The following is a 19,885-nucleotide window of genomic DNA, read 5'->3' on the forward strand; positions in this document are numbered from 1 at the left end:
TCAGCCCTTCAAGGTATCGATGTCGGCGACGTTGATCGTGCGCCGGTTGCGGAACAGGGTGACCAGGATCGCGAGGCCGATCGCGGCCTCGGCCGCGGCCACGGTCAGGATGAAGAACACGAACACCTGGCCGGCGGCGTCGCCGAGCTGGCGCGAGAAGGCGACGAAGTTGACGTTCACCGCCAGCAGCATCAGCTCGATCGACATCAGCAGCACGATCACGTTCTTGCGGTTGAGGAAGATCCCCGCGACCGCGATGCAGAACAGCACGGCGCCCAGCGCCAGCAGGTGGCCCGGCGCGAGGCCGGAAGCAATGGCCGGGTTCATGGCTGGCCCTCCTCGTCCGTGGCCGCCGCGGGCGGCCGCGTTGCATCCATCCTGACCAGGCGCAGGCGGTCGCCGGCGCGCACCCGCGACTGGGCCGCGGGATCCTGGTGGCGCGCGCCCTGGGTCCGGCGCAGGGTCAGCATCACCGCCGCGACCACGGCCACGGTCAGGATCACGGCCGCGACCTCGAACGGCAGCAGGAACTCGGTGAACAGCGCGCGCGCCAGCCAGGTGGTGTTGCCCGGGTCGCCGTCGGCGGCGAGCTGCGCGGCGTTGTCCGCGAACGGCACCGCCATCCGCGCCCGCACCCCGATCAGGACCAGGATCTCGGCCAGCATCACCACCGCGACCGCCAGGCCCACCGGCAGGAAGCGCACGTAGCCCTCGCGCAGGCGCGCCACGTCGATGTCCAGCATCATCACCACGAACAGGAACAGCACCATCACCGCGCCCACGTACACCAGCACCAGGGCCAGGCCGAGGAACTCGGCGCCGGAGAGGATCCAAGTGCAGGCGACCGAGAAGAAGGTCAGCACCAGGAACAGCGCGGCGGTGACCGGGTTGCGGACGCCGATCACCGCGGCGGCGGACAGCACGGCCGTGGCGGCGAAGGCATAGAAGGCGATGAGTACGAAATCCATGGGGTCCTCAGCGACGCGAGGTCATCGATAGGGGGCGTCGGCGGCGCGGCGTGCGGCGATCTCCGGCTCCAACCGGTCGCCGATCGCCAGCAGCTGCTGCTTGGTGACCACGTTCTCGCCGCGGTTCTCGAAGTGGTACTCGAGGATGTGGGTCTCGACGATCGAGTCCACCGGGCACGATTCCTCGCAGAAACCGCAGTAGATGCACTTGAACAGGTCGATGTCGTAGCGCGTGGTGCGGCGGGTGCCGTCGGCGCGCTGCTCCGAGTCGATGGTGATCGCCAGCGCCGGGCACACCGCCTCGCACAGCTTGCAGGCGATGCAGCGCTCCTCGCCGTTCGGGTAGCGGCGCAGCGCGTGCAGCCCGCGGAAGCGCGGCGACTGCGGCGTCTTCTCCATCGGGTACATCAGCGTGTACTTGGGGCGGAACAGGTACTTCAGGGTCAGCCACATGCCCTGCAGCAACTCGACCAGCAGCAACCCCCTGAACCATGCGATCAACCGGGACATCAGGCACCCACCTCGAACACGCCGAAGTAACCCATCAGCGCGGTCACGAACAGCCAGGCCAGCGTGACCGGGATGAAGACCTTCCAGCCCAGGCGCATGATCTGGTCGTAGCGGTAGCGCGGGAACGTGGCACGGAACCACACGAACGCGCTGGCGAAGAAGAACACCTTGGCGAACAGCCACCACCAGCCGTCCACAGACAGGAGCGGGATGCCCCAGCCGTGGAACGGGCTCAGCCAGCCGCCCAGGAAGAAGGTCGCGGTCAGGAAGCTGACCAGGATCATGTTCGCGTACTCGGCGAGGAAGAACAGCGCGAACTGCGAACCCGAGTACTCGACCATGTGCCCGGCGACGATCTCCGACTCGCCCTCGACCACGTCGAACGGCAGGCGGTTGGTCTCGGCCACGCCGGACACGAAGTAGATGACGAACAGCGGCAGCAGCGGCAGCCAGAACCACTCGAGGAAGCCGGCGTCGCCGGCCTGCGCCATCACGATCTCGCTGAGGTTGAGCGTGCCCGCGGCGACCAGCACGCCGACCACCGCGAAGCCCATCGCGATCTCGTAGCTGATCATCTGCGCCGAGGCGCGCATCGCGCCCAGGAAGGCGTACTTCGAGTTCGAGGCCCAGCCGGCGATGATCACGCCGTACACGCCCATCGAGGTCATCGCCAGCAGGTACAGCAGGCCGGCATTGGCGTTGGACAGCACCACCTGCGCGTCGAACGGCACCACCGCCCAGGCCGCGAATGCCGGCACCAGGGTGATCAGCGGCGCCAGCACGTACAGGACCGGATGCGCCTGGGTCGGCTTGACGACTTCCTTGAACAGCAGCTTGAAGACGTCGGCGAAGGCCTGGAACACGCCCCAGCCGACGTACATCGGCCCGTGGCGCACGTGCATCCAGCCGATCAGCTTGCGCTCCCAGACCACGTAGAAGGCGACGGCGATGATCACCGGCACGGCGATCGCCAGCACCATCAGCACCAGCCAGGCGACCAGCCCGGCGGGACCGAAGGACAGCAGCCAGTCGCGGAACGGTTCGTGGATCATGCGCGCGTGACCTCCAGCTTGCCCGCGGCCAGCAGCGGCGCGGTGGCGGCGTGGCCCGACTCGATCCAGGCGCAGCCGGCGGCCACGCGCGGGTCCACCACGACCGGCAGGGTCGCAGCGCCGCGCGCGGTGGCGACCCGGGCCATGGCGCCGTCGGCGACGCCGGCGGCGTCGGCATCGGCCGGCGCCAGGCTGATGCGCGCGCCGGTGTTCAACGGATGCGCCTGCAGCGCGGCGGCGCGGCGCAGCACCGCGTCGACGCGGTAGATCGCCTGGCCGGCGGCCACTTCCAGGCCACCGCCCTCGCCCGCCGCCGGCGTGGCGGCCTTGCCGCCCTCCCAGGCGCGGCGCGCGAGGGTGCCGCGCAGCTGCGCGAGCTCGGTGAAGTCGAAGCCGGGCGCCTCGAGCAGGCCGCCCAGGGCCCGCAGCACGCGCCAGCCGGCGCGCGCTTCGCCCGGCAGCTTGCCGCCGGCGACGGCGCGCTGCTCGCGGCCTTCCAGGTTGACGAGCGTGGCGTCGATCTCGGGCAGCAGCCCGATCGGCAGGATGACGTCGGCGACCTTGCGCGTGGACTCGCAGGCGAAGTGGCTGAAGGCCACCACCTGCGCATCGCCCAGCGCCTGCATCGCCAGCGCCTGGTCGGCGAAGTCGAGGCCGGGCTCGATCCCGTAGATGACGTAGGCACCGCGCGGCTCGCGCAGCATCGCCAGGGCGTCGCGCGACGCCGGCAGCACGCCCGCCTGCGACAGGCCCAGCGCATTGGCGCCCTGCGGGATGCGGCACAGCGCGGCGTTGTTGGCGCCGGCGAAGGACGCGGCGGCATCGCGGATCGCGGCCGCATGCGCGCCGGCCTCGGCCACGCCGCCCACGATCACGACCGCGCGCGAGGCGTCGCCCAGGGGCACGCCCGACAGCGCGGAAGCCAGCCGCGACGGCGGCACGATCGCCTTCGATGCGACCTCGAAGGTGAACTCGAAGTCCACCGGGTTGACCACGTGCACCTTCGCGCCGCGCTCCACCGCCTTGCGCACGCGGGCGTGCACCAGCGGCAGCTCGTGGCGCAGGTTGGAGCCGACGATCACGATCGCGTCGGCGTGCTCGATGTCGGCGACCGCCATCGCGAACGGCGCCGAGCAGGCCGACAGGTCCTGCTGCGCGATGCGGTGGTCGAGGTTGCCGGTGCCCAGCGCGGCCGCCAGCCGCACCAGCAGCTCGCCCTCCTCGCTGGAGGTGGCCGGGTGCGCGAGGATGCCGAGGCGGTCGGCGCCGTTGTCGCGCAGCACCTGCGCGGCACGGGCCAGGGCTTCGTCCCATTCGGCCTCGCGCAGCTCGCCGTTCTCGCGCACCATCGGCACGGTCGCGCGGTCGGCGGCGTACAGGCCCTGGTGCGAGTAGCGGTCGCGGTCGGACAGCCAGCACTCGTTGACCGCGTCGTTGTCGCGCGGCACGGTGCGCAGCACGTCGCCGCGGCGCACGTGCAGGAACAGGTTGCTGCCCAGGGCGTCGTGGTAGCCGAGCGACTCCTTCGCGATCAGTTCCCACGGCCGGGCGCGGAAGCGGAACACCTTGTTGGTCAGCGCGCCCACCGGGCACACGTCGATCACGTTGCCGGACAGCTCGGTGGTCAGCGGCTTGCCGTCGTAGGTGCCGATCTGCAGGTTCTCGCCGCGCATCATGCCGCCCAGCTCGTAGGTGCCGGCGACCTCCGCGGTGAAGCGGATGCAGCGGGTGCAGTGGATGCACCGGGTCATGTCGGTCGCGACCAGCGGACCCAGGTCCTCGTCGGCGACCACGCGCTTGCGCTCGGCGAAGCGCGACACCGAGCGCCCGTAGCCGAGCGACAGGTCCTGCAGCTCGCACTCGCCGCCCTGGTCGCAGACCGGGCAGTCGAGCGGATGGTTGATCAGCAGGAACTCCATCACGTTGCGCTGCGCCTTGAGCGCCTTGTCGCTGCGCGTGCGCACCTGCATGCCGTCCATCACCGGGGTGGCGCAGGCCGGGGCCGGCTTGCCCATCTTCTCGACGTCGACCAGGCACATGCGGCAGTTGGCCGCGATCGCCAGCTTGTCGTGGTAGCAGAAGCGCGGGATCGGGATCCCGGCCTTGTCCGCGGCCTGGATGATCATCGAGCCCTTCGGCGCCGCCAGTTCCACCCCGTCGATGAAGACGGTGACGTGGTCGGGCGGCAGGTTCGGGTTCACCGGTTGCGCGCTCATGCCGCCACCTGCTTCGACACCACGGTGCCGTTGCGTTCGTCGTCCACCAGGAAGCGGCCGTTCACGATGCGGTACTCGAATTCGTCCCAGAAGTGGCGCAGGAAGCCCTGCATCGGCCAGGCCGCGGCCTCGCCGAAGGCGCAGATGGTGTGGCCCTCGATCTGGCCGGCGGCGGCGCGCAGCATGTGCAGGTCGTCCACCGTCGCCTTGCCCTCGGCGACGCGCGTGACCATGCGGTACATCCAGCCGGTACCCTCGCGGCACGGGGTGCACTGGCCGCAGCTCTCCTGCATGTAGAAGCGCGCGATGCGCTGGCAGGCGCGGACCATGCAGGTGGTCTCATCCATGACGATCACCGCGCCGGAGCCGAGGCCGGAGCCGGCCTTCTGCAGCGCGTCGTAGTCCATGGTCAGGCCCATCATGGTCTCGCCCGGGAGCACCGGCATGGACGACCCGCCCGGGATCACCGCCTTGATGCGGTGGCCGTTGCGCATCCCGCCGGCAAGTTCCAGCAGTTCGGAGAACGGCGTGCCCAGGCGGATCTCGTAGTTGCCGGGGCGGTTGACGTGCCCGGACACCGAGAAGACCTTGGGGCCGCCGTTGTTGGGCTTGCCCAGGTTGAGGAACCACTCCGGGCCGTTGCGCACGATCGCCGGCACCGAGGCGTAGGTCTCGGTGTTGTTGATCGTGGTCGGCTTGCCGTACAGGCCGAAGTTGGCCGGGAACGGCGGCTTGTAGCGCGGCTGGCCCTTCTTGCCCTCCAGCGACTCCATCAGCGCGGTTTCCTCGCCGCAGATGTAGGCGCCGGCGCCGAGCGCGTTGTGGATGTCGATGTCCACGCCGCTGCCGAGGATGTCCTTGCCCAGCCAGCCGTTGGCGTAGGCCTCGCGGGTCGCCTCCTCCAGCCGCTCGAACGGCTCGTGGTGGAACTCGCCGCGCAGGTAGTTGTAGGCCACCTTCGTGTTGGTCGCGTAGCAGGCGATCGCCAGGCCCTCGATCACCGCGTGCGGGTTGTAGCGCAGGATGTCGCGGTCCTTGGCGGTGCCCGGTTCGGACTCGTCCGAGTTGCACAGGATGTACTTCTCGCCGTCGTGCTTCGGCATGAAGCTCCACTTCAGGCCGGTCGGGAAGCCCGCGCCGCCGCGGCCGCGCAGGCCGGACTGCTTGACCATCTCGATGATCGCCGCGCGGTCCATCTTCTCCTCGAGGATCCTGCGCAGCGCACTGTAACCACCGGTCTTCAGGTAGTTCTCGTACGACCACGGCTTGTCGTAGTGCAGCGTCGTGTAGACGACGTTGTGCTCCTGCGGCGCCGGGCCGACCGGGCCGGTCGGCTGCGAGTAGTCGCGGTGGTGCTGTGCCATCTCGTCCTGCCTCACTTCAACCCGTCGAGCAGCTCGTCCACCTTCGCGATGTCGAGTTTCTCGTGGTAATGCCCGTTGATCACGACCACCGGCGCGCCGCAGCACGCGGCGACGCACTCTTCCTCGCGCTTGAGGTAGACGCGCCCGTCGGCGGTGGATTCGCCCAGCTTGCAGCCCAGCTTCTGCTCGGCGTGCGCGACCAGTTCCTGCGCGCCGTTGAGCCAGCAGCTGATATTGGTGCAGAAGGCGACGTTGTTGCGGCCGACTTCGTCGGTCTCGAACATCGAGTAGAAGGTCGCGACCTCGTACGCCCACACCGGCGGGATGCCCAGGTACTTGGCGACCGCCGCGATCAGCTCGTCGCTGAGCCAGCCGCCGTTCTGCTGCTGCGCCGCGTGCAGGCCCTGGATCACCGCCGAACGCTTGCGGTCGGGCGGGAACTTGGCCACCCAGTGGTCGATGTGCGCGCGGGTCTCGTCCGACAGCACCGCCATCGGGTCCACGTTGCGGGCGTTCTCGAAGTTTCCGGTGGCCCTCATCGGTCGATCTCCCCGAACACGATGTCGTAGGTGCCGATCATCGCCACTACGTCCGCCAGCATGTGGCCCTTGACGAAGGTGTCCATCGAGGACAAGTGGGCGAAGCCGGGGGCGCGCAGGTGCACGCGGAACGGCTTGTTGGCGCCATCCGACACGAGATAGCAGCCGAACTCGCCCTTGGGCGCCTCGACCGCCTGGTAGGTCTCCCCGGCGGGCACGCAATAGCCCTCGGAGAACAGCTTGAAGTGGTGGATCAACGCTTCCATGTCGTCCTTCATCTCCTCGCGGGAGGGAGGCGCGACCTTGAAGTTGTCGACCATGACCGGGCCCGGGTTGGCCTTCAGCCACTGCACGCACTGCTGGATGATCCGCGCCGACTGGCGCATCTCGGCCATGCGCACCAGGTAGCGGTCGTAGCAGTCGCCGTGGGTGCCGACCGGGATGTCGAAGTCGACCTCGGCATAGCGCGCGTAGGGCTGCTTCTTCCGCAGGTCCCATTCGATGCCGGAGCCGCGCAGCATCGGGCCGCTCATGCCCCAGGCCAGCGCCTGTTCGGGCTCGATCACGCCGATCCCGACGGTGCGCTGCTTCCAGATGCGGTTGTCGGTGAGCAGGGTTTCGTACTCGTCCACCCGGCGCGGGAAGTCGTTCGCGAACGCCTCCAGGTAGTCGAGCATCGAGCCTTCGCGCCACTCGTTGAAGCGCTTGAGCTCCTTGCCCTTGCGCCACGGCGACTCGCGGTACTGCGACATTCGCTCGGGCAGGTCGCGGTAGACGCCGCCGGGGCGGTAGTAGGTCGCGTGCATGCGCGCGCCCGACACCGCCTCGTACACGTCCATCAGTTCCTCGCGCTCGCGGAACGCGTACAGCATCACCGCCATCGCGCCCAGGTCGAGGCCGTTGGAGCCCACCCACATCAGGTGGTTGAGGATCCGGGTGACCTCGTCGAACAGGGTGCGGATCCACTGCGCGCGCTCGGGCGCCTCGATCCCCATCAGGGTCTCGATGGCGCGCACGTAGGCGTGCTCGTTGCACATCATGGAGACGTAGTCGAGCCGGTCCATGTAGCCGATGGACTGGTTGAACGGCTTCGACTCCGCGAGCTTCTCGGTGCCGCGATGCAGCAGGCCGACGTGCGGGTCGGCGCGGCGCACGACCTCGCCTTCCATCTCCAGGATCAGGCGCAGCACGCCATGCGCGGCGGGATGCTGCGGCCCGAAGTTCATCGTGTAGTTGCGGATCTCCTGCTGCGCCTCGGCCGGGTTGCTGGCGAACGGGGCGTTGGCGGGAGTGATCGTGGGGTCGTAGCTCATTGCGCGGCTCCCTTGCGCGGCACCGGGGCCGGGTTGGGCGTCGGGCCGGTGGTCGGCTTCGCGGGGTCGGCCGGGCCGATGCCGCTGTCCACCTTGAGGTCGCGGTCCTCGCCGGCGGCGGTGGCGTAGCGGGCGTCGTCGCGGATCACGCGCGGAACGTTCACGCGCGGCTCGACCGAGGTCACCGGCTCGTACACCACGCGCTTGCGCTCGGGGTCGTAGCGGACCTCGACGTTGCCGATCAGCGGGAAGTCCTTGCGGAACGGGTGCCCGACGAAACCGTAGTCGGTCAGGATGCGGCGCAGGTCCGGGTGCCCGGCGAAGACGATGCCGAACAGGTCGAAGGCCTCGCGCTCGAACCAGTCGGCCACCGGCCAGATGCCGGTCACCGAGGGCATCGCCGGCAGCGCGTCGTCGGGCGCGAACGCCTTCAGCCGCAGCCGGCGGTTGTGCCGTACCGACATCAGCTGCACCACCACCGCGAAGCGGCGCGCGGGCGGTTCCACCGGCGCCTCGCCCTGCGGCTGCGGGAACTGCGCGCTGGTGCCCTCGCCGTAGCGGAACCGGCCCGGGCCCTTGCCCTCGACGCCGCGGCTGAAACCTTCCGAGGAAACGTCGGTGTCCCACTCGTCGGTGCCGTAGCCGAGCATGTCCAGGCCGCACAGGTCGATCAGCTGCTCGAAGCCGAACTCGTCGCGCAGCGCGCGGCAGGCCTCGAGCCAGTCGCCGGCGTCCAGCACCAGGCCGACCTCGCCGCGCGGCAGCGCGACCTCGACGGTGGCCTGCGGGAAGCGCGCGCGGAGCTGCTCCGCGAAGCCCTCGACTGCCATGGCCATCAGCGCTGCTCCGGGGTCTGTGCGCCGGGGACGTTGCCGGTGCCGAAGGTGCTGCTGCGGCGGATCTTCTTCTGCAGCTGCAGGATGCCGTACACCAGCGCCTCCGCGGTCGGCGGGCACCCGGGCACGTACACGTCCACCGGCACGATGCGGTCGCAGCCACGCACGACGGAGTAGGAATAGTGGTAGTAGCCGCCGCCGTTGGCGCAGCTGCCCATCGAGATCACCCATTTGGGGTCGGGCATCTGGTCGTAGACCTTGCGCAGCGCAGGGGCCATCTTGTTGACCAGGGTGCCGGCGACGATCATCACGTCGGCCTGGCGCGGCGATGGGCGGAACACCACGCCGAAGCGGTCCAGGTCCAGGCGCGAGGCGCCGGCATGCATCATCTCCACCGCGCAGCAGGCCAGGCCGAAGGTCATCGGCCACATCGAGCCGGTGCGCGCCCAGTTCCACAGCGCGTCCATGCTGGTGGTGACGAAGCCGCGCTCCAGCAGCGGGTTCTCGCCTTCCGGACGGAGGATGTCGTCGACCCGGCCGTCGGGCAGCGGGTTGTTGATCATCTTCTCGACGGTCTGGATCACTCCCATTCGAGCGCTCCCTTCTTCCACACGTAGATGAAGCCGATCACCAGCAGCGACAGGAACACGCCCATCTCGACCAGGCCGAACACCCCGAGCTCGCGGAACACCAGCGCCCAGGGGAAGACGAACGCGATCTCGAGGTCGAACACGATGAAGATGATCGCGACCAGGTAGTAGCGGACGTCGAAGCGCATGCGCGCGTCCTCGAACGCGGGGAACCCGCACTCGTACGGCGACAGCTTCTCGGGGGTCGGGCGCTTGGGCCCCAGCAGGTTGCCGATCACGATCAGCGCGATGCCGATGCCGGCGGCAACGATCAGGAACAACAGGGTCGGCAGGTATTCGGCCAGCACGAGTGCGTCCTCTTCCGGTCGTCCAGACCGTGAAATCCGGGCGTCCTGTCCGGAAATCGGTGATTCATGGTGCCCAAGGGGGGACTCGAACCCCCACGACCGAAGCCGCTACCACCTCAAGGTAGTGCGTCTACCAATTCCGCCACCTGGGCAATGTGTTTCTTTCGACTGCGTATTTTAGCCCGTTCACTCGCCCTGGCGGGGAGGCGGCGCCTGATCCGCGGCCTGATCCGCGGCCTGATCCGCGGGCTGATCCGCGGGCTCTTCCCCGGCCGGCGCCGCGGGCGCGGCCGGGACGGTGCCGGTGGTCTCCACCGGCGGCGCCACCGGAACCTGCGACATCACCCCCAGGTCCTGCTGGACCGGGCCCTGCGCGGTCGCGCGGTTGGTGGCGTGCCAGGCCATGAACAGGGCGATCACGAAGAACGCGACCGCCAGCCACTTGGTGCTCTTCGACAGGAAGTTGGACGCGCCGCGCGAGCCGAACACGGTGGCGGACGCGCCGCCGCCGAAGCCGGACCCGGCCTGGGCGCCCGCGCCGCGCTGCATGAGGATCAACGCGATCATGGCGACCGCGAGCAGCACGTACACGACATTGAGGATCAGGATGAGCATCAGGTGAAACTCTTGGCGATGGCGAGGAAATCGGCGGCCACCAGCGAGGCGCCCCCGATCAACCCGCCATCGACGTCCGGGCCGGAGAACAGCGCGGCGGCGTTGTCGGGCTTGCAGCTGCCGCCGTAGAGGATCGGCAGCGAGCCAGCGATTTTAGCATCCAGCGCCGCCACTTCGCCACGGATGAAGGCGTGGACCTCCTGCGCCTGGGCCGGGCTGGCGACCTTGCCGGTCCCGATCGCCCAGACCGGCTCGTAGGCCACGATCGCGCCGTCGAGGGCCTCGACCCCGCCCAGCTCGAACAGCGGCTGGAGCTGGCGCTGGATCACGTACTCGGTGTGCCCGTCCTCGCGGTCGGCCAGGGTCTCGCCCACGCACAGGATCGGCACCAGCCCGGCGGCCCTGGCGGCCATGAACTTGCGCGCCACCAGGTCGCTGTGCTCGCCGTGGTACTGGCGGCGCTCGGAGTGGCCGACCAGCCCGTAGCGGGCGCCAACGTCGCGCAGCATCGCCGCGGAGACTTCGCCGGTGAAGGCGCCCTTGACGTTGGCGCTGACGTCCTGGGCGCCGAAGCCGATGCGGTCGCCGTAGCGCTCCACCAGCCCGGACAGGTACGGCAGCGGCGGCAGCACCACCAGCTCCACGTCCTCCGGGGCGTCGCCGGCGACGATCTCGTCGAGCAGCGCCCGTGCGAACGCGCGGTCGCCATGCAGCTTCCAGTTACCAGCGACGATCCTGCGGCGCATCTGCCACGCTCCAATCGATCCGGGGGCCGCGCAGTCTAGCCGTTTCGCGCGCAAAAGGCCCCTTTCGTCAGGCCAGCTTGATCTCGCGCAGGCGCTCGAGCAGGTAGTCCTGCGCGGTGATCGGCTGCGGATAGCGGTTCGGGCGGGAGGCGTCCACGCACGAGGGCAGCACGTCGATCAGGAAGTCCGGGTTGGGGTGCAGGAAGAACGGCACCGAGTAGCGCGGCTTGCGCGCCTCCCCGCCTGGCGGGTTGACCACGCGGTGGGTGGTCGACGGATACACGTGGTTGGTCAGGCGTTGCAGCATGTCGCCGATGTTGACCACGATGGTGTCCTCGGCGGCGGTGAACGGTACCCACTCACCTTTCCGCGAGAGCACCTCGAGCCCGGCGGCGCTGGCCCCGACCAGCAGCGTGATCAGGTTGATGTCCTCGTGCGCGCCGGCGCGCACGTTGGGCACCTCCGGGCTGGTGATCGGCGGGTAGTGGATCGGGCGCAGGATCGAGTTGCCGAAGTCGGTCTTGTCGGCGAACCAGTCCGCCGGAAGCCCGATGTGCAGCGCCAGCGCCGACAGCACCTGCGAGCCCAGGTCGTCCAGCGCGGTGTACAGCCCGTAGCCCGCCTCGCGGAAGCCCGGCACCTCCTCCGGCCACAGGTTCGGCGGCATGTCCGCGGCATGGCGCGAGTCGCGCGGGATCTCGCGGCCGATGTGCCAGAACTCCTTCAGGTCCGGGTAGCGCGAGTCCTTGGCGGTCTCGACCATGAACGGCGTGTAGCCGCGGGCGCCGCCGCCGCCGGGCACGTGGTACCTGCGCTTGGCCTCCTCCGGCAGCGCGAAGAAGCGGCGGAAGGCGTCGTAGGCCTCGTCCACCAGCGCCTGCGGGATGCCGTGGCCGCGGATGCCGGCGAAGCCCCACTCGCGGTAGGTCGCGCCGAGTTCGGCGACGAAGGCCTCGCGGTCGGCGTCGGAGGAGGCGTGGGTGAAGCGGCGGATGTCGAGCGTGGGGATGGTGGCGTTCATTCGGTCATGCTTCCGCGGCCGCGCGCACGGCGCCGGCCAGGGTATCGAGGGTGGACTGCACGAGTGCGGCGTCGTCGGCTTCGACCGTGACCCGCACCACGGGTTCCGTGCCGGAGGGGCGCAGGAAGGCGCGGCCGCGGCCTTCCACCGCGCGTTGCGCTTCGGCCAGCGCCGCCTGCACGGAGGCGGCCTCGGCCGGGCGGCTGCCGTTGCGGTAACGCACGTTCACGGTCTTCTGCGGTACACGCTGCATGCCCCGCAGCGCTTCGTGCAGGGACAGGCCGGTGCGGTGCAGCACCTCCAGCACCTGCAGCGCGCTGACGATGCCGTCGCCGGTGCTGGCGCGGTCCAGGCACAGCAGGTGCCCGGAGGCCTCGCCGCCGAGCACGCCGTCGTGCTGCAGCAAGGCCTGGTGCACGTGGCGGTCGCCGACCTTCGCGCGCAGGAACTCGATGCCGCGCTCGCCGAGCGCGCGCTCGAAACCGTAGTTGCTCATCAGCGTGCCCACCACGGGGCCGCGCAGGCGGCCGCTGCGCTGCCAGTCGCAGGCCAGCACGTACAGCAGGTCGTCGCCGTCGCGGACCTTGCCTTCGCGGTCCACGAACAGCACGCGGTCGCCGTCGCCGTCGAAGGCGATGCCGAGGTCGGCGCCGGTGGCGCGCACGTGCGCGGCGAGGGTCTCCGGGTGGGTCGAACCGACGCCGTCGTTGATGTTGGTGCCGTCCGGTTCCACGCCGATGGCGTCCACGCGCGCGCCCAGTTCGCGCAGCACCAGCGGGCCGAGCTGGTAGGTGGCGCCGTTCGCGCAATCCATGGCGATGCGCATGCCGGCCAGGTCGAAGCCGCGCGGCACCGAGTTCTTGCACGCCTCCACGTAGCGGCCCACGGCGTCGCGGGTGCGCACCGCCTTGCCCAGGCGCTCCGAGGCGACGGTGCGGAAGGGCTGTTCCAGGGCCGCCTCGATCGCCGCCTCGGTGGCATCGTCGAGCTTCTCGCCGTGGGCGTTGAAGAACTTGATGCCGTTGTCGTGGTGCGGGTTGTGCGAGGCCGAGATGACGATGCCGCCGTCCGCGCGCATCGAGTGCGTCAGGTGCGCGACCGCGGGCGTCGGCATCGGCCCCATCAGCTGCACGTCCACGCCGGCGGCCACCAGCCCGGCCTCCAGCGCGGCCTCGAACATGTAGTTGGAGATGCGCGTGTCCTTGCCGATGATCACGACCGGCTTGCGCCAGTCGTTGCGCGGCAGGACGTGGCCGTAGGCGTTGCCCAGGCGCAGTACGAAGTCCGCGGAGATCGGGCCTTCCCCGACCCGGCCGCGGATGCCGTCGGTGCCGAAATGCCTGCGGTTCAAGGCGCGGCTTCCAGCGGTTCCTCGGGCGCCGGCTGCTTCATCAGCATGGCCAGCAGGCGGGCGATGCGCTCGCGCAGCTCGCGGCGGTCGCAGATCTGGTCGATGGCGCCGTGCTCGAGCAGGAACTCGGAGCGCTGGAAGCCCTCGGGCAGGGTCTCGCGCACCGTCTGCTCGATCACGCGCGGGCCGGCGAAGCCGATCAGCGCGCCCGGCTCGGCCATGTTGATGTCGCCGAGCATCGCCAGCGAGGCCGAGACACCGCCGGTGGTCGGATGGGTCATCACCGAGATGTACGGCAGCCCGGCCGCGCGCAGGCGCCCGAGCGCGGCCGAGGTCTTGGCCATCTGCATCAGCGAGAACAGGCTCTCCTGCATGCGCGCGCCGCCGGTCGCGGAGAAGCACACCAGCGGGGCGCCGATCTCCAGCGCCCGCTCGGCGGCCAGCGCGAAGCGCTCGCCGACCACCGAACCCATCGAGCCGCCCATGAACGCGAAGTCGAACGCGCAGGCGACCAGCGGGCGCCCGGCCAGCGTGCCTTCCATCGCGATCAGCGCATCGCGCTCGCCGCTGGCCTTCTGCGCGGCCTTGATGCGGTCCGAGTACTTCTTCTGGTCCTTGAACTTGAGCACGTCCACCGGGCCGAGCGCGGCCCCGATCTCGGTGCCCTCCCCGTCCAGGAACGCGGCCAGGCGCGCACGCGCCCGGATCGGCATGTGGTGCGCGCACTTGGGGCAGACCTCGAGGTTCTCCTCGAGCTCGGGGCGGTAGAGCACCGCGCCGCACTTGTCGCACTTCTCCCACAGGCCCTCGGGCACGCTCCGCTTGCGGCTGGTGGCCGCCTCGGTGCGGATGCGCGCCGGCATTAGCTTCTTCAACCAACTCATTGTTTCGTTGCCTGGCCCTGGGCGATTCGCGATTTTAGCCCAGCGGCGGCTTCGGGCCGTCGAGCGCGGCCCGCAGCGGGGCCAGGAAAGCGCCGGCACGGGCCGCGGCGTCGGCCGGATCGGCCGCGCCGGCCATCGCCTGCACGAGCGCGCTGCCGACCACCACGCCGTCGGCCTGCGCGGCCATGCCCGCGGCGGTGGCGGCGTCGCGGATGCCGAAACCGGCCAGCACCGGCAGCGGGCAGGCGGCGCGCACGGCCGCGAGGTGCGCGGCGGTGGCGGCGGCATCGGCGGCACGGGTGCCGGTCACCCCGGCGACGCTGACGTAGTAGACGTAGCCGCGCGCGCCGGCGCAGATCGCGGGCAGGCGTTCGGCCGAGGTGGTCGGCGCCACCAGCGGCACCAGCGCCAGTCCGAGCGCGTCGAAGCAGGCCCGGGTCGGCCCGGCCTCCTCGGGCGGCAGGTCCACCAGCAGCACGCCGTCCACGCCGGCTCCGGCGACCTGGCGCGCGTAGGCGTCGATCCCGCGGACTTCCACGGGGTTGAGGTAGCCCATCAGCACCACCGGGGTCGCGTCGTCCGCGGCCCGGAACGCGCGCACCTGCTCGAGCACCCAGTCCAGGCCGGCGCCGCGCGCGAGCGCGCGCTCCGAGCTGCGCTGGATCACCGGGCCGTCGGCCATCGGATCCGAGAACGGGACCCCGATCTCGAGCGCGTCCGCGCCGGCCGCGACCAGGGCGTGCAGCACCGGCACCGTCGCCTGCAGCGACGGGTCGCCGGCGGTGACGAATGGCACCAGCGCCTTGCGGCCGGCCGCGGCAAGCGCGTCGAAACGCGCCTGCAGGCGGGTCATTCCGGCTTGTCGTCCGTGCCCGGCGCGGGGCGGCCCGGCGGGGTGTAGCCGGCGGCCGCGTATTCGGCGGCCAGCTCCGACTCGCCGACGTCGATGCCGCGCTCGGCGCCGAGGCCGTCCAGGTGTTCGTTGAGCATCCGCCGGTACATGTTGCTCATGTAGTCGAGGAAATCGCCGCGCTCCTCGGCGGCCTTGGCACCGGCGTTGGCCAGGTAGACGTGCGCGTTGAAGCGCGCCGCCGCGTACAGGCTGGCCATGCTGATGCGCTTGAGCCCCTGTTCCTTCGACTGCCTGTTGGTCAGTTCCAGGTACTCGTTGACGCAGGTGAAGAACGCCGGGTCGAGCTGCTGCGGCTGGCCGGCGGCCGGTTGCTGGTTGTTCTCTTCGCTCACGCTGTTGCCTCTGGGTTGGAATCGGGTGGGGTGGAGCCGGCCTGCCGCCGCGCCATCACGGTGTGGAGATCCTTGTCGCCGCGCCCCGACAGGTTGCACAGCACGAGGCCGTCGCGCGGGAGTTCACGCGCCAGCACCAGCGCCCTGGCGACGGCGTGGCTGGACTCGAGCGCCGGCACGATGCCTTCGCAGCGGGCCAGGCGGTGGAACGCCTCGAGCGCCTCTTCGTCGCCCACGCCCACGTATTCGGCGCGGCCGGCATCCTTGAGGAAGGCATGTTCCGGGCCGACGCCCGGGTAGTCGAGGCCGGCGGAGACCGAGTGGGTCTCGGCGACCTGGCCGTCGTCGTCGCACAGCACGTAGGTGCGGTTGCCGTGCAGCACGCCCGGCCGGCCCGCCGACAGCGAGGCCGCGTGGCGGCCGCCGGCGATGCCCTCGCCCGCCGCCTCGGCCCCGACCAGGCGCACGCCCGGATCGTCGAGGAAGGCATGGAAGATGCCGATCGCGTTGCTGCCGCCGCCGACGCAGGCGGTGACCACGTCGGGCAGGCGCCCGTAGCGCTCCAGCACCTGCGCGCGGGCCTCGCGGCCGACCACGGCGCTGAAGTCGCGCACCATCCGCGGGTACGGGTCGGGGCCGGCCACGGTGCCGATGATGTAGAAGGTGTCGTGCACGTTCGCGACCCAGTCGCGCATGGCCTCGTTGAGCGCGTCCTTGAGCGTGGCCGAACCGCTCTCCACCGGCGCGACGCGCGCGCCCAGCAGTTCCATGCGCTCGACGTTGACGCGCTGGCGGGCCATGTCGGTGGCGCCCATGTAGACCACGCACTCCAGGCCCAGGCGCGCCGCCACGGTGGCGGTGGCCACGCCGTGCTGGCCGGCGCCGGTCTCGGCGATGATCCGGGTCCTGCCCATGCGGCTGGCCAGCAGCGCCTGGCCGACGGTGTTGTTGATCTTGTGCGCGCCGGTGTGGTTCAGGTCCTCGCGCTTGAGCAGGATGCGCGCGCCGCCGTTCTCGCGGCTGAGGCGCTCGGCGAAGTAGACCGGGCTCGGGCGGCCGACGTAGTCGCGGAGGTCGGCGTCCAGCGCCTCGATGAAGCAGGGGTCGGCGCGGGCGGCATCGTACGCGGCCGCGAGCTCGCGCAGCGGCTCGACCAGGGTCTCGGCGACGAAGCGCCCGCCGTAGCGGCCGAAGTAGCCGGCGGCGTCGGGCCAGTCGCGGAAACCGGCTGGACTGCCGGTGTCGGGCGTGGCTGCGATCTGCGGGGACGGACGGCTCATCTGCGGCACGGACTGCGGCCGCGACGCGGCTCCGGGCCGGCCAGTGTAGGTGGAAATCCCTGCGACGTCAGGCCGGAGACGTCAGGCCTCGTTCTCGACGTGGCAGTCCGCGCGCCGGACTTCCTCCACGAACCGGCGCATGCGCTCGCCGTCCTTGATCCCGGGCGCCGCCTCGACCCCGCTGCACACGTCCACGCCCCAGGGCAGCACCCGGGTGACCGCGTCGAACACGTTGGCCGGGGTCAGGCCGCCGGCCAGCATCACCGGGCGGTGCAGCTCCTGCGGCAACCGGGCCCAGTCGAAGCGCGCCCCGGCCCCGCCGGGCGCCCCCGGGGCGTTGCCGTCGAACAAGAACCCGGCCGCCGCCGGGTAGCGCGACAGCAGCTCCCGCGCCGATGGTGGCGACGCGTCGCCGCCCATCGCCACGGCCTTGATCCAGGGCACCCCGAAGCCGCGACAGAACGCATCGTCCTCGTCGCCGTGGAACTGCAGCAGCGTCGGCCGCACCGCCTTGACCACCTCGCGCACCTCGGCGGTGCCGTTGTCGCGGAACAGGGCCACCGCGTCGACCAGCGGCGCCAGCGCATGGCGCATCAGCCGCGCCTCGCGCGGCTCCACCCGGCGCGGGCTGCCCTCGGCGAACACGAACCCGACCGCGTCCGCGCCCAGCTCGCTGGCCAGGCGCACGTCGCCGGCGCGGGTCATGCCGCAGAACTTGATCCGGGTGCGGAACAGCGTGCGGCGCAGCTGGATCGGGATCATGGCATCGGCTCCGGCACGGTCACCTCCTCGGGCAGGCCCCAGCGCGGGGGATAGCACGGACCCAGGAACACCAGGCCCGCGGCGGGCGCGGTGGGCCCGGCCAGCGTGCGGTCGCGGCCACGGAGCAGTTCCGCGGGCCAGCCTTCCCCGGCCTCGCCGCGGCCCACCGGCAACAGGCTACCCACGATGTTGCGCACCATGTGGTGAAGGAACGCGTTGGCCTGCAGCTCGACCTCGACCACCTCGCCCTGCCGCAACACCACGATCCGCTGCAGGTTGCGGCGCGCGTGCGGCGCCTGGCAGTGCACCGTGCGGAAGGCGGAGAAGTCGTGTTCGCCGACCAGCGCCTGGGCCGCGCGGTGCATGGCTCCGGCGTCGAGCGGCAGCCGCTCCCAGGCCAGGTACTGGCGCCCCAGCGCCGGGCGCACCGGGCGGTTGAGGATGCGGTAGCGGTAGCGGCGCGCGACCGCCGAGAAGCGCGCGTTGAAGTCGTCCGCCACCGGCACGCACCAGCGCACGCAGACCTCGGGCGGCAGGCGCGAGGTCGCGCCGAGCATCCAGCCGCGCGGCTCGCGCTTCGCGTCGCTGTCGAAGTGGACCACCTGGCAGGCAGCATGGACCCCGGCATCGGTGCGGCCGGCACAGGTCGTGTGCACTGGGTGCCCGGCGACGAACGAGAGCGCCTCCTCGAGCGCGGCCTGCACCGTGGCTTCGCTGCGCTTCGGCCCGTCCGGGCGGTCCAGCCGCTGCCAGCCGGAAAAGCGGCCGCCGTCGTACTCGACGCCGAGCGCGAAGCGCGCGCCGCTCACTTCGAGTCGCGATGCGGCGGCGCTTGCCCGAACACCCGCGGACGCGGCGCCGGCCGGCGCAGCAGCAGCCAGGCCCCGCCTGCGAGCAGCACCAGCACCAGGCCGGCGACCAGCCACCAGGCGCCGCCGCCGGCCGGTTCCTGCGCCTGTCGCGACGCGAGGTCGTCGGTGGCCGCGGCCAGCGCGCTGTCCTTCATCTCGATCAGCGCTTCCTGCTGGCGCTGGATCTGCTCCAGCTCGGCGATGCGCGCGCGCAACTCGCCGATCTCGGCGTCGCGCGCCGCCACCGCCTCGGTTTCCTGTGCCTGTCGCAGCATCTCGCCGTCGCCTCCTGCCTGGATGCCGGAACCGCTTCCCGCCTTGCCCTCGGCAGAGGGCGGCACGATCTCGAGCCGCGCCTCGCCGGCGGCCGGCCCGCTGTCGGCGCCGCCCTCCGAGCCGATCGCCGCGGTGGCCACGTCCGGCTGCGGTTGCGGCTGGCCGCGTGCCGCGCGCCACTCGGCGACCTGCTGGCGAACCATGCCCGCGGCCTCGCCGGCACTGTAGCGCGACAGTTCGCCCGCGGGCGGCATGCGCAGCACCGCGCCGGCGCGCAGGCGGTTGATGTTGCCGCCGATGAAGGCTTCCGGGTTCGTGCGCAGCAGCGCCAGCATGGCCTGGTCGAGGCTGTGGCCCTCGCGGCGCATGCGCAGCGCGATCTCGCTCAGGGTGTCGCCGGAGCGGACGGTGTAGTCGGCGTCGGCGCTGGGCGCGCCGGGCTGGACCGCGACCGGTGCGGCCGGCTCGCGGACGGGCGCCGGTGCCGGGGGCGCGGCCTGTGGGGCGGCCTCCGGTTCGGTCGCCTCGGGGGGCAGCGGCTCCGCTTCCGCCGGCGGCGCGGCAGGCAGCGGCTCGGGCCTGGACACCGGCTCGCGCGGGATCGTGTTGGGTTCGCCGACGCTCGGCGCCTGCACCTGCTGGGCCGGGGCCGCGATCGCCGTGGGACCGTCGAGCACCGCCGTGTACTCGCGCACCAGCCGGCCGGAGCCCCAGTCCACCTCGACCAGGAAGGCGAGTACCGGCTGCTGCAGCGGCACGCTGCTGGTGACGCGGATCACCGGGTTGCCGCGCGCGTCCAGCGCCACCGAGAGCTGCAGCCCGGTGCCGGCGACGTCCGGCGGCTGCAGTCCGACCCGGCGGAAGGTCTCCGGGGAGGCGAAGCGCACCCGCAGGTCGCGCAGCTCCGACGGGTCGCCGGCGACCACCGGGATTTCCGCCAGCAGCGGCTCGCCGGGGGCGGACTTCACCTGGATCTGCCCGAGGCCCAGGGCCAGCACGGGCGCGGCCAGCAGCAGCATCGCCGCCGCCAGCAACGCGCACGCCCATGCCTTGCGGCTTGCCAGGTTCGCGATCACGCGGTTCCCCGCCCCTTTGAAGATCGCCGGCAGAAGTGCCGAC

The 19,885-nt window shown here is 71.3% G+C and carries 21 protein-coding genes, 1 tRNA gene and 1 pseudogene; all 23 read right to left on the reverse strand.

Annotated elements, in window-relative coordinates; translation table 11 throughout:
* On the reverse strand, window positions 1-327 hold the full coding sequence (gene nuoK, locus E4F25_RS03720) for an NADH-quinone oxidoreductase subunit NuoK (protein WP_140908883.1): 327 nt from the start codon (window positions 325-327) through the stop codon (window positions 1-3).
* Window positions 324-968, reverse strand: coding sequence for an NADH-quinone oxidoreductase subunit J (locus E4F25_RS03725; protein WP_140908884.1), 645 nt, complete (start codon window positions 966-968; stop codon window positions 324-326). Before E4F25_RS03725 ends, nuoK begins: the two co-directional genes overlap by 4 nt.
* A 21-nt stretch (window positions 969-989) precedes the next feature.
* On the reverse strand, window positions 990-1,478 hold the full coding sequence (gene nuoI / locus E4F25_RS03730) for an NADH-quinone oxidoreductase subunit NuoI (protein ID WP_140908885.1): 489 nt from the start codon (window positions 1,476-1,478) through the stop codon (window positions 990-992).
* The gene (gene nuoH / locus E4F25_RS03735; protein ID WP_140908886.1) at window positions 1,478-2,530 is read right to left on the reverse strand and encodes an NADH-quinone oxidoreductase subunit NuoH; all 1,053 of its coding nucleotides are present in this window, start codon (window positions 2,528-2,530) and stop codon (window positions 1,478-1,480) included. Before nuoH ends, nuoI begins: the two co-directional genes overlap by 1 nt.
* Window positions 2,527-4,746, reverse strand: a complete 2,220-nt coding sequence (gene nuoG, locus E4F25_RS03740; RefSeq protein ID WP_140908887.1) for an NADH-quinone oxidoreductase subunit NuoG — start codon at window positions 4,744-4,746, stop codon at window positions 2,527-2,529. The genes nuoH and nuoG overlap by 4 nt, the downstream gene beginning before the upstream one ends.
* Window positions 4,743-6,110 carry an NADH-quinone oxidoreductase subunit NuoF gene (nuoF, locus tag E4F25_RS03745; protein ID WP_140908888.1) on the reverse strand — a complete coding sequence of 456 codons (1,368 nt, stop codon included), beginning with the start codon at window positions 6,108-6,110 and terminating at the stop codon, window positions 4,743-4,745. Before nuoF ends, nuoG begins: the two co-directional genes overlap by 4 nt.
* An 11-nt stretch (window positions 6,111-6,121) precedes the next feature.
* Window positions 6,122-6,649, reverse strand: coding sequence for an NADH-quinone oxidoreductase subunit NuoE (gene nuoE / locus E4F25_RS03750; RefSeq protein WP_140908889.1), 528 nt, complete (start codon window positions 6,647-6,649; stop codon window positions 6,122-6,124).
* Window positions 6,646-7,962 (reverse strand): NADH-quinone oxidoreductase subunit D, encoded by a 1,317-nt coding sequence (locus E4F25_RS03755; protein ID WP_140908890.1) that lies wholly within the window; start codon window positions 7,960-7,962, stop codon window positions 6,646-6,648. The genes nuoE and E4F25_RS03755 overlap by 4 nt, the downstream gene beginning before the upstream one ends.
* A gap of 56 nt (window positions 7,963-8,018) precedes the next feature.
* Window positions 8,019-8,798: pseudogene (locus E4F25_RS03760) on the reverse strand (NADH-quinone oxidoreductase subunit C); the annotation flags it as partial.
* A complete protein-coding gene (locus E4F25_RS03765; RefSeq protein WP_140908891.1) occupies window positions 8,798-9,388 on the reverse strand; it encodes a NuoB/complex I 20 kDa subunit family protein in 591 nt (196 codons plus the stop codon). The pseudogene E4F25_RS03760 and the gene E4F25_RS03765, both read right to left, overlap by 1 nt.
* Window positions 9,379-9,735: an NADH-quinone oxidoreductase subunit A gene (locus E4F25_RS03770; protein ID WP_140908892.1), complete on the reverse strand. Its 357-nt coding sequence runs from the start codon at window positions 9,733-9,735 to the stop codon at window positions 9,379-9,381. The genes E4F25_RS03765 and E4F25_RS03770 overlap by 10 nt, the downstream gene beginning before the upstream one ends.
* Before the next feature lie 67 nt (window positions 9,736-9,802).
* Window positions 9,803-9,887 (reverse strand) — tRNA-Leu (locus E4F25_RS03775).
* A gap of 34 nt (window positions 9,888-9,921) precedes the next feature.
* A complete protein-coding gene (gene secG, locus E4F25_RS03780) occupies window positions 9,922-10,350 on the reverse strand; it encodes a preprotein translocase subunit SecG (RefSeq protein ID WP_140908893.1) in 429 nt (142 codons plus the stop codon).
* Window positions 10,350-11,096: a triose-phosphate isomerase gene (tpiA, locus tag E4F25_RS03785; protein ID WP_140908894.1), complete on the reverse strand. Its 747-nt coding sequence runs from the start codon at window positions 11,094-11,096 to the stop codon at window positions 10,350-10,352. Before tpiA ends, secG begins: the two co-directional genes overlap by 1 nt.
* A gap of 67 nt (window positions 11,097-11,163) precedes the next feature.
* Window positions 11,164-12,117, reverse strand: coding sequence for an isopenicillin N synthase family dioxygenase (locus E4F25_RS03790; RefSeq protein WP_140908895.1), 954 nt, complete (start codon window positions 12,115-12,117; stop codon window positions 11,164-11,166).
* Window positions 12,118-12,121: 4 nt separating this feature from the next.
* Window positions 12,122-13,468 carry a phosphoglucosamine mutase gene (gene glmM / locus E4F25_RS03795; RefSeq protein WP_140908896.1) on the reverse strand — a complete coding sequence of 449 codons (1,347 nt, stop codon included), beginning with the start codon at window positions 13,466-13,468 and terminating at the stop codon, window positions 12,122-12,124.
* Complete coding sequence (accD, locus tag E4F25_RS03800; protein ID WP_140908897.1) at window positions 13,465-14,352, reverse strand: acetyl-CoA carboxylase, carboxyltransferase subunit beta; 888 nt, start codon at window positions 14,350-14,352, stop codon at window positions 13,465-13,467. Before accD ends, glmM begins: the two co-directional genes overlap by 4 nt.
* Before the next feature lie 34 nt (window positions 14,353-14,386).
* Complete coding sequence (gene trpA / locus E4F25_RS03805) at window positions 14,387-15,205, reverse strand: tryptophan synthase subunit alpha (protein ID WP_140908898.1); 819 nt, start codon at window positions 15,203-15,205, stop codon at window positions 14,387-14,389.
* Window positions 15,202-15,597, reverse strand: coding sequence for a DUF3144 domain-containing protein (locus tag E4F25_RS03810; protein ID WP_181168193.1), 396 nt, complete (start codon window positions 15,595-15,597; stop codon window positions 15,202-15,204). The genes trpA and E4F25_RS03810 overlap by 4 nt, the downstream gene beginning before the upstream one ends.
* Window positions 15,594-16,877 carry a tryptophan synthase subunit beta gene (trpB, locus tag E4F25_RS03815; protein ID WP_140908900.1) on the reverse strand — a complete coding sequence of 428 codons (1,284 nt, stop codon included), beginning with the start codon at window positions 16,875-16,877 and terminating at the stop codon, window positions 15,594-15,596. Before trpB ends, E4F25_RS03810 begins: the two co-directional genes overlap by 4 nt.
* An 81-nt stretch (window positions 16,878-16,958) precedes the next feature.
* Window positions 16,959-17,624 carry a phosphoribosylanthranilate isomerase gene (locus E4F25_RS03820; protein ID WP_140910312.1) on the reverse strand — a complete coding sequence of 222 codons (666 nt, stop codon included), beginning with the start codon at window positions 17,622-17,624 and terminating at the stop codon, window positions 16,959-16,961.
* Window positions 17,625-17,635: 11 nt separating this feature from the next.
* A complete protein-coding gene (gene truA / locus E4F25_RS03825; protein ID WP_140908901.1) occupies window positions 17,636-18,448 on the reverse strand; it encodes a tRNA pseudouridine(38-40) synthase TruA in 813 nt (270 codons plus the stop codon).
* Window positions 18,445-19,842 (reverse strand): type IV pilus assembly protein FimV, encoded by a 1,398-nt coding sequence (locus E4F25_RS03830; RefSeq protein WP_140908902.1) that lies wholly within the window; start codon window positions 19,840-19,842, stop codon window positions 18,445-18,447. Before E4F25_RS03830 ends, truA begins: the two co-directional genes overlap by 4 nt.
* Window positions 19,843-19,885 lie beyond the last annotated feature (43 nt).

The organism is Cognatiluteimonas lumbrici (assembly GCF_006476065.1).
GTDB classification, from domain to species: domain Bacteria; phylum Pseudomonadota; class Gammaproteobacteria; order Xanthomonadales; family Xanthomonadaceae; genus Cognatiluteimonas; species Cognatiluteimonas lumbrici.